At 70.2% G+C, this 8,631-nt stretch carries 12 protein-coding genes; 5 read left to right on the top strand and 7 right to left on the bottom strand.

Annotation, left to right across the window (positions count from 1 at the left end; translation table 11 throughout):
- Together AB4Z01_RS35155 and AB4Z01_RS35150 are read right to left on the bottom strand one after the other, a co-directional pair.
- Positions 1–617, bottom strand: a 617-nt coding sequence (locus AB4Z01_RS35155; RefSeq protein ID WP_441701351.1) for an MFS transporter, incomplete at its 3' end; no start/stop codon positions are given.
- A gap of 204 nt (positions 618–821) precedes the next feature.
- Complete coding sequence (locus tag AB4Z01_RS35150) at positions 822–1,742, bottom strand: LysR substrate-binding domain-containing protein (protein WP_441701350.1); 921 nt, start codon at positions 1,740–1,742, stop codon at positions 822–824.
- A gap of 84 nt (positions 1,743–1,826) precedes the next feature.
- Here AB4Z01_RS35150 and AB4Z01_RS35145 point away from each other — a divergent pair, with 84 nt between their 5' ends.
- Both AB4Z01_RS35145 and AB4Z01_RS35140 read left to right on the top strand, forming a co-directional pair.
- Positions 1,827–2,162, top strand: a complete 336-nt coding sequence (locus AB4Z01_RS35145) for an ArsR/SmtB family transcription factor (RefSeq protein ID WP_441701348.1) — start codon at positions 1,827–1,829, stop codon at positions 2,160–2,162.
- Between the two features lie 45 nt (positions 2,163–2,207).
- Positions 2,208–2,651 carry an SRPBCC family protein gene (locus AB4Z01_RS35140; RefSeq protein WP_441701346.1) on the top strand — a complete coding sequence of 148 codons (444 nt, stop codon included), beginning with the start codon at positions 2,208–2,210 and terminating at the stop codon, positions 2,649–2,651.
- Positions 2,652–2,867: 216 nt separating this feature from the next.
- On the opposite strand, the gene AB4Z01_RS35135 is transcribed toward AB4Z01_RS35140, so the two are convergent.
- Entirely contained in the window at positions 2,868–3,833 is a 966-nt protein-coding gene (locus tag AB4Z01_RS35135) for a quinone oxidoreductase family protein (protein ID WP_441701344.1), read from the bottom strand.
- Positions 3,834–3,924: 91 nt separating this feature from the next.
- On the opposite strand from AB4Z01_RS35135, the gene AB4Z01_RS35130 reads away from it, so the two are divergent.
- Positions 3,925–4,788: a LysR substrate-binding domain-containing protein gene (locus AB4Z01_RS35130; protein WP_441701342.1), complete on the top strand. Its 864-nt coding sequence runs from the start codon at positions 3,925–3,927 to the stop codon at positions 4,786–4,788.
- A 3-nt stretch (positions 4,789–4,791) separates the two neighbouring features.
- On the opposite strand, the gene AB4Z01_RS35125 is transcribed toward AB4Z01_RS35130, so the two are convergent.
- Positions 4,792–5,664 (bottom strand): aldo/keto reductase family oxidoreductase, encoded by an 873-nt coding sequence (locus tag AB4Z01_RS35125; RefSeq protein ID WP_441701341.1) that lies wholly within the window; start codon positions 5,662–5,664, stop codon positions 4,792–4,794.
- A 152-nt stretch (positions 5,665–5,816) separates the two neighbouring features.
- Positions 5,817–6,299, bottom strand: coding sequence for a MarR family winged helix-turn-helix transcriptional regulator (locus AB4Z01_RS35120; protein WP_441701339.1), 483 nt, complete (start codon positions 6,297–6,299; stop codon positions 5,817–5,819).
- Between the two features lie 107 nt (positions 6,300–6,406).
- On the opposite strand from AB4Z01_RS35120, the gene AB4Z01_RS35115 reads away from it, so the two are divergent.
- Positions 6,407–6,820 (top strand): VOC family protein, encoded by a 414-nt coding sequence (locus AB4Z01_RS35115; RefSeq protein ID WP_441701338.1) that lies wholly within the window; start codon positions 6,407–6,409, stop codon positions 6,818–6,820.
- A gap of 57 nt (positions 6,821–6,877) precedes the next feature.
- Here the strand turns inward: AB4Z01_RS35115 and AB4Z01_RS35110 are convergent, their stop codons facing one another.
- Together AB4Z01_RS35110 and AB4Z01_RS35105 are read right to left on the bottom strand one after the other, a co-directional pair.
- Positions 6,878–7,774, bottom strand: coding sequence for a GFA family protein (locus tag AB4Z01_RS35110; protein ID WP_441701336.1), 897 nt, complete (start codon positions 7,772–7,774; stop codon positions 6,878–6,880).
- Between the two features lie 21 nt (positions 7,775–7,795).
- Entirely contained in the window at positions 7,796–8,038 is a 243-nt protein-coding gene (locus AB4Z01_RS35105) for a hypothetical protein (RefSeq protein ID WP_441701334.1), read from the bottom strand.
- Positions 8,039–8,121: 83 nt separating this feature from the next.
- Between AB4Z01_RS35105 and AB4Z01_RS35100 the strand changes: the two genes are divergently transcribed.
- A partial coding sequence (locus tag AB4Z01_RS35100) for a hypothetical protein (protein ID WP_441701332.1) occupies positions 8,122–8,631 on the top strand: 510 nt, incomplete at its 3' end.

Genomic DNA, 8,631 nt, shown 5'->3' with positions numbered 1-8,631 from the left:
GCCTGGGCCGGCGCGCTCCGGCCCTGGCGGTCGAGGGCCAGCCCGAGCGGCGCCACCGCCAGCAGGCAGGCGGCGAGCACCAGCAGCGACGCGGCGGTGCCGGAGAGATCGGTGACCCATTGCGACAGCGGCACCAGCAGCACCTGGCCGAGCGATCCGCCGGCGCTGGCCAGGCCCATCGCCATGCTGCGCTTCTCCGGCGGCGCGGCGCGGCCGAGGGCGGTCAGCACCACGCCGAAGGTGGTGCAGCTGATGCCGATGCCGACCAGGACGCCGAGGCCGAGCACCAGCATCAGCCCGGATGAGGCCAGGGCGGTGAGGACCAGGCCGGCGGCGAAGGTGATCGCCCCGAAGGCGACCACCGGCGCCGCGCCCCAGCGGTCGGCGGCAGCGCCGGCGAAGGGCTGGGTGAAGCCCCAGACCAGGTTGTGCAGGGCGATGGCGAAGGCGGTCAGCGTCACCGGCATGCCGCGGTCGTAGGAGAACGGCCCGATGAACAGCCCGAAGGTCTGCCGCGAGCCCATGGCGGCGCTCATGATCAGCGCCCCCGCCAGGATCACCAGCCCGGCCTGAATGCCGGGAGTTGCCAGTCGCCTGCCTTCGATCGCCGCCATCATCCGGGCCCTCCTCGCCCGACCTGACAATGGCGAGCGACGGACAGGCCGGCAAAAGAGAAGGTTTCGACGACGGGTGAAGGATCCTCACCCGTCGCCTCCCCTCCCCGTCATTGCGAGGAGGTGAAGCCGACGAAGCAATCCATGCCTCCGCTCTTGCCGCCCTGGATTGCTTCGCTGCGCCCGCAATGACGGTGTAGAGCAGCCTCAGGCGGTCCGGCGTCCGCTCCCGGCTATGCCCTCCCCGGCCGCTTCGACCTCGCGCAGCAGCCAGCGCTGAAAGCCCAGCAGGTCCGGCCGGCGCTCCGCCCCCTCGGAGGCGACCAGCCAATAGGCGGTCTCGGCCTCGATCGCGGGCAGTCCCACTTCGACCAGGGCGCCGGAGGCGAGGTCCTGGTCGACCAGCGGCCGCCGGCCGAGGGCGATGCCGAGCCCCATGGCCGCCGCCTCGAACGCCATCTGGATGGTGTCGACGCGCAGCCCCGCGCCGAGGCTGACGCCCTCGGTGCCGGTCCGCTCCGCCCAAGCCTGCCAGTCCTCGCTGGCCGGGGTGACGTGAATCAACGCGGCCCGGCGCAGGTCGATGGCCCCGTCGTCGCCGCGCAGGATCTCGCGATAGGTCGGGCTGCACACCGGCACCAGGGTCTCGCCGAACAGCCGGGTCCAGGCGGTGCCAGCAGCGCGGCTCATGCGGATGGCGAAGTCGAAGCCGTCGACCGGGAAGCCGACCTGCCGACGCGAGGTGTCGACGGTGACGCCGATGGTCGGCCAGCGCTCGCCGAAGCGGTGCAGCCGCGGCAGCAGCCAGCGCGAGGCGAAGGTCGGGGCGCAGCTGACGGTGATGGTGCGGCGCTCGCGGTGGTGCGGCAGGCGCTGGGTGCCGATGGCGATCAGCGACAGCGCCTCGGAGACATAGGGCAGGTAATCCGCCCCCTCCGGCGTCAGCGACAGCCGGCGCGGCTCGCGCACGAACAGCGCGACGCCCAGCGCCCGCTCCAGCCCGACGATGCCGTGGCTGACCGCGCTCGGCGTCACGTTCAGCTCGGCGGCGGCGAGCTTGAAGCTGAGATGGCGCCCGGCCGCCTCGAAGAAGCGGAGGGCAGCGAGCGGCGGCAGGCGAAGCGGCATCCGCGGAGCATATCCCGGCCGAGCCTAGGAGCGCAGCCCCGATGCCGCCGGCCTTGACATGCAACTATATAGTTGCATATTAGGATGATGCAGAGCGACGACGACGCCGTGTTCCGGGCCCTGGCGGATGCCAGCCGCCGGGAGTTGCTGGACCGGCTGCATGCGGAGAGCGGGCAGACGCTGGGCGAGCTCTGCCGTGGGCTGGAGATGACGCGCCAGGCGGTGACCAAGCACCTGGCGATCCTGGAGGAGGCCAACCTGATCTCCTCGAAACGGCAGGGCCGGGAGAAGCGGCACTTCATCAACCCGGTGCCGATCCACGAGATCGCAGAGCGGTGGATCCGCAAGTTCGAGCAGCCGCGGCTGGACGCGCTGTCGGAGCTCAAGACCCGGCTCGAACGGGAGGGCGACGACACTTAGCACCAAGCCTCACGAACAACCGAGACAACAGCAAGGAACGACGTCATGGCTGGAAGTACCTTCGTCTACGTCACCTTCATCCGCACCACGCCGGCCGCGCTATGGCAGGCGCTGACCGACCCGGAGGTCACCCCCCGCTACTGGATGGGCGTCCGCCACGAGGCCGAGTGGCGCGCCGGCGGTGCCTGGAAGCTGATCCTGCCCGACGGCAGGGTGGGCGACACCGGCGAGGTCGTGGAGTTCGACCCGCCCAGGCGCCTGGTGCTGCGCTGGCGGAACGAGTTCCGACCGGAGCTGAAGGCCGAGGGCGATTCCCGCTGCACCATGGAGCTCGAACCGGCCGGCGAGGCGGTCAAGCTGACCGTGACCCACAGCATCGACCGCGCGGAGTCGAAGTTCATCGAGGCGGTGTCCGGCGGCTGGCCGATGATCCTGTCGAACCTGAAGTCGCTGCTGGAGACCGGCTCGGTGGCCGTGACGTCCCGCTAAGGGTGAGCGCGGCCGACCCGCCCTCCGCAAGGAACGGACGGGCGCCATTCCGGCCTAAGGAGCTGCTTAAGAACAAGCGCTCCAAATAAAGGGTAGCTTCTTATTTGTCATTGCCGGGCTTGACCCGGCAATCCAGAAGATGTCGACGGTCTCTGGATGCCCGGGTCAGGCCCGGGCATGACAATCTTTTTGATTCAGTTGTTGTTCGGAGTGGTCTCAAGGCAGCAGCACCGTCGCCCCGGTCGTTTCCCGCGCCTCCAGCCGGCGATGCGCCTCGGCCGCTTCGGCCAGCGGCAGCCGGGCGTGGACCGGGACCGTCACCGCGCCGCTGGCGACGACGTCGAACAGGTCCTGGCTCATCGCCAGAACGTCCTCACGCTTCCTGAGGTGCTCGAACAGCAGTTGCCAGGTGGCGAAGAGCGAGCCCTTCTGCATCAGCAGCGTGATGTCGAAGGGCGGGATCGCGCCGGAGGCCGAGCCGAAGCTGACGAAGGTGCCGAAGGGCCGAAGGCTGTCGAGCGAGGCCTCGAAGGTGGCGCGGCCGACGCCGTCATAGACGACGTCGCAGCCCTGCCCGCCCGTGATCTCCCGCACCCGCACGGCGAAATCCCGGTAGTCGAGGACATGATCGCAGCCATTCGCGCGCGCCAGCGCGGCCTTCTCCGGCGACCCGACTGTGCCGATGACGGTGGCGCCCAGATGCTTCGCCCATTGCGTCAGGATCAGGCCGACGCCGCCGGCCGCAGCGTGCATCAGGACGGTGTGGCCGGGCCCGACCTTGAACGTACGGCGCAGCAGGTATTGCGCCGTCAGCCCCTTCAGCATCATCGCCGCGCCGGTCTCGAAATCGATCGCGTCGGGCAGATGCACCAGGAAATGCCCCGGCACGATGCGCTGCTCGGCATAGGCGCCGAGCGTCTCGACATAGGCGACGCGGTCGCCCGGCGCGAAGCCGGCGACGCCCTCCCCGACCGCGACAACCTCGCCGGCGCCCTCGTTGCCGGGAATGAAGGGCAGGCGCGGCGGGGCATAGGTGCCGCTGCGGAAATAGGTGTCGACGAAGTTCAGGCCGATCGCCCGGTTGCGGACCAGCACCTCGCCGGGACCGGGCAGGCCGATCCCGACCTCCTCATAGGTGAGGACCTCAGGCCCGCCGTGACGGTGAACGCGGATCGCTCTCATGGGCACCTCCTTGTGCTGCTCAGGACCGGGAGGTGGCGTGCGGCGGGACACAGTTGTAGCCTGATATCGGCAACATCAGAGTTCAGCAAAGATGATATCCGAGCAGATCGGCCTCGACCTCCTCCGCACCTATGTCGCGGTCTGCCGCCAGGGCAGCCTGAGCAAGGTCGCGGCCCAGAGCGGCCGCACCCAGTCGGCGCTGAGCATGCAGATGCGCCGGCTGGAGGGGTTGTTGGAGCGGCATTTGTTCCAGCGCACCGGCCGCGGCGTGGTGCCGACCGCGGAGGGCGAGATCTTCCTGGGCTATGCCACCCGCATGCTGGCGCTGGGCGACGAGGCCGCGGCCCGGCTGCAGCACAAGGAGATCAAGGGCGGGGTGCGGATCGGCCTGGCCGAGGAGGTCGCGACCACGGCGCTGCCGGCCGCGCTGGGCCGGCTGCACCGCGCCTATCCGGACATCAGCCTGGACGTGGTGGTCGAGCACAGCGTCGCGCTGGGCAGGCTGTGGGGCGAGGACGGGCTGGACATCATGCTCGGCCCGACCTCGGTGGTGACGGCGGACGCGCTGGTCACCTGGACGGTCGAGCTGCCATGGGTCTGCGCGCCCGACCACGCCCCGGATCCCGACCGGCCGCTCGACCTCGTCGCCTTCACCGCGCCCTGCCTGTGGCGCCGGCGCATGATCGAGGCGCTGGCCGCGGCCGGCCGGGAGCACCGCATCACCTTCACCAGCCAGAGCGTCACGGCGCTGCAGGCCGCGATCGAGAACGGGCTGGGCGTCGGGGTGCTGCCGCCCGATTCCGTCCGTCCGGGGTCGATGAAGGTGCTGAAGGCCGGGGTGCCGGCGCCGCTGGCCGCCCAGTACGGGCTGTTCGCCCGCGACCGCCGGTCTTCGGTGGTGGAGGCCGCGATCGGCGTGCTGCGCGAGGGCCTGCCGGCGGCGCCCAGGCCGTGACGGCTAATGGGGCTGGCCGATAGCGTCGAGCTCGGCCATCGTCGCATCCGGCAGCGCCAGCTCCGCCGCCTTCAGGTTCTCGCGCAGATGGTCGGGCGACGAGGTGCCTGGGATCAGCAGGATATTGGGGGCGCGGCGCAGCAGCCAGGCCAGCGCCACCTGCCGCGGCGTCGCGCCCAGCCCTTCGGCGATCCGTGACAAGGCCGCGGACTGGATCGGCGAGAAGCCGCCGAGCGGGAAGAACGGCACATAGGCGATCCCCTGCCCCGCCAGCTCGTCGACCAGCGCGTCATCCTCGCGCTGCACCAGGTTGTACTGGTTCTGGACGCAGACGATCGGGGTGATGTGCCGCGCCTCCGCCACCTGGGCCGAGGTCGCGTTGCTCAAGCCGACATGGCGGACCAGCCCGCGGCGCTGCAGCTCCGCCAGCGCGGTCACCTGCGCCTCGATCGAGCCTTCGCTGGGCGCATGGATGTCGCCCATGATCCGGACATTGACGACGTCGAGCACGTCGAGGCCGAGATTGCGCAGGTTGTCATGCACCGCGCGCTCGAGCTCCGCCGGCTCCTGCGCCGGGATCCAGGATCCATCGCCGCCGCGGACCGCGCCGACCTTGGTGACGATCGTGAGATTGTCCGGATAGGGATGCAGCGCTTCGCGGATGATCTGGTTGGTGACATGCGGGCCGTAGAAGTCGCTGGTGTCGATGTGGTCGACGCCGGACTCCACCGCCTCGCGCAGCACGGCGACGGCGGCGGCGCGGTCCTTCGGCGGCCCGAACACGCCGGGGCCGGCCAGCTGCATGGCGCCGTAGCCCATGCGGTTCACGGTGCGGTCGGCGAGCGGGAATGTGCCCGCGGCGGAAAGGGTCGGCATATCGGGTCTCCTTCAAGGACGAGCTTCGATATGGCGCCGATCGTTCTGTTCGATAATGCCGCCTGATCCGCACAGGCTGTTAGAAATCGCGAACAATGCCCCTCGACCGGAACGAGCTCGCCGCCACGTGCCGGCCCGCGGCGCACTAGACCCTAAAGCCCGGCGATCAGCTTCCGTAGCAGCGCGTTTAAAGTCTCCTGCTCGGCCGGGGTCAGCACCGACAGCAGCTTCTCCTCATTGGCGACATGGCGGCCGATGGTCTGGTCGATCACGCGCCGGCCGGCCGCGGTCAGCGCGATCAGCTTGCCGCGGCGATCGTTCGGATCTGGCCGGCGCTCGACCAGCCCGGCATGCTCCAGCCGATCCAGCCGGGCGGTCATGCCGCCGGAGGATTTCATCAGCGCCTGGTAGAGCGCAGTCGGCGACAGCATGCAGGGCTCGCCCGAGCGCCGCAGCGTCGCCAGCACGTCGAACTCGCCCGGCTGCAGTCCGGCCTCGGCGAAGAGCGGGTTCAAATGATCGCGCATCACCCGCTCGGCGGCATCGGACAATCGGCCGAAGATCGCCATCGGCAGGCCGGGAAGGTCGGGGCGCTCGCGGGCCCATTGCTCGACGGCCTTGGCGGCTCGGTCCATCTCAAATCCTCTCGACGATGAGTATCTTGACGACGAGATACATTTCATCTATTAACTCTTCATCGAGACAATAACGCGGTCCGCCGCCTTTGGTGAACGAGGAAACGATGGCCAAGATGATTTTCGTGAACCTGCCCGTGCGCAATCTCGCAGCGTCCGGCGCCTTCTATGTCGCGCTGGGCGGCACGGTGAACCCACAGTTCTCGGACGACAACGGGACGTCGGTGATGTTCTCCGACGCGATCGGCGTGATGCTGCTGACCCATGACCGCTACCGCCAGTTCACCCAGCGGCCGATCGGCGATGCGCGGCGCGAGAGCCAGGCGCTGATCGCGCTCGGCGTCGACAGCCGCGAGGCGGTGGACGCGACCGTGGCCAAGGCGGCGGCGGCGGGCGGCCGGGCCGACCCCAACCCGGTCCAGGACCACGGCTTCATGTACAACCGCAGCGTCGAGGACCCCGACGGTTATGTCTGGGAGATCATGTGGATGGACCACGCCGCCATCGCCCAGCCCGCCTGATCCCGCTGTCCGGTCATGACAAAGGGCGCCCGGAGCGACCGGGCGCCCTTTTTGCCATCACATCGGCGGCATCTTCTCGAATTGCGGCAGGGTCTCGTCGATGCGGTCCCAGGCGTGGCCGCGGATGCGATAGGTCACGACCTGCGGCCTGAACCGGCCCGGATCGTCGAGGGTGGCGGCGTGCACGGTGAAGAAGTCGGGCTTGGCCGCGGAGGTCAGGTAGACCGGCGATCCGCAGGTGGGGCAGAAGGCGTGGCTCTTCACATTGCCGTTGTCGGTGACGATGTCCCAGCGCGTGGCCTCTCCCGTGAGCGTCTTCACCCCGGCGCTCAGGAAGGTCAGGTACGAGCCATGGCCGGTGCCGCTGCGCAGCTGGCAGTCGCGGCACTGGCAGTCGTTCATGAAGATCGGCTCGGCCGCGATCTCGTAGCGGATCGCGCCGCAGGCGCATCCGCCGGCCCAGGGCTCGCTCGCCTCTTCCTCCTCCGAAGGCCCGCTCTCATCGGCGATGGCGCCGATATTCGCGACCACCTTCTTCCAGCCCTCGCCGAAGGTGGCGAGGGCTGACTCGTTCCTCGCGGGGACGAAGCCGGAATGCACCAGGCGAAGGCGCGTCCCGGTGTCCGTCGCGGCGAGCGTCCAGGTGATCACCGTGTCCAGCCGCGAGCCGTATCCGGCGTTGCCCTCATGCCCACCGCTCCAGCTGTGGACCAGGCGCGCGTTCGGGATCACCTCCAGCACCTGGCAGCGGATGACGCCGTCCCAGGCGCCGGCCGGCGTGGTCTGGAAGGTGAAGCGCGTGCCCTCCACCGGCTCGAACCCGGTCGGCACCATCATCCAGCGGCCGATCAGCTCGCTGGTGGTCAGCATCCGCCAGATCGTCTCCGGCGGGTGCCGGAAGTCGGTGTCCACCACGATGTCCTGGGTGCCGGACCGCGGCGCGATGTCGTTCATGATCGATCTCCTTCAGGGGGGTCAGCGGGCCGCTGGATCGCGGCCGGCGACCAGCCTCAGCCAGGGCGCCGCGTGGAAGACGCTCATCAGCAGGTACATCGGCACCATGCCGGCCAGGGGCGACGCGCCCATGGCCGAGCACAGGACATCCGCCTCGCCGCCGGACACGCCGGTGACCAGCGCCATGACGGCGAAGGTCGGCGTGGCGGCGAGGTGCAGCCAGCCGGCCGCGCCGAGCGGGCGGGGCATCGCCAGGTCAGCCATCGTTCACTCTCCTTTGGTGTCCGGTGGGTTAGACTGGCGCCGGGGAGCCAAGGGCGGGGAGTGACAAGTGTGACGGGATTCCGATGGACTCGCTGATCACGGCGGCGGGGCGCGCTCTCGCCGCGGGCGATCCTCTCGGTGCCCTGAACCGGGTCGCGCTGCGCGACGACGCGCCGGCGCTGGCGCTGCGCGGCATCGCCATGGCGCAGCTGGGCGACCTCACCCGGGCCAAGGTCTTGCTGCGGCGGGCGGCGCGCGCCTTCGGGGCGAAGGAGGCGGTGGCCCGGGCCCGCTGCATCGTCGCCGAGGCCGAGGTMGCCCTGGCCTCGCGCGACCTGGGCTGGCCGCCCAAGGCGCTGGACGCGGCGCGGGCGACGCTGGACGCGCATGGCGACCGGCTGAACGCCGCCCATGCCCGCACCCTGGCGATCCGCCGCCTGCTGCTGATCGGGCGGCTCGACGAGGCCGAGCAGGCGCTGGCCGAGCTCGACCCCGCGCCCTTCCCGCCGGCCTGGCGCACCGCGCATGAGCTGGTGATCGCCGGGATCGCGATGCGGCGCCTGCGCACCGCACCGGCGCGCGCCGCGCTGGCC

The organism is Inquilinus sp. YAF38, from assembly GCF_052113205.1.
GTDB lineage: Bacteria > Pseudomonadota > Alphaproteobacteria > DSM-16000 > Inquilinaceae > Inquilinus.
The sequence above is the reverse complement of the archived record's forward strand: the minus strand, read 5'-3'. Positions and strand labels throughout refer to the sequence as shown.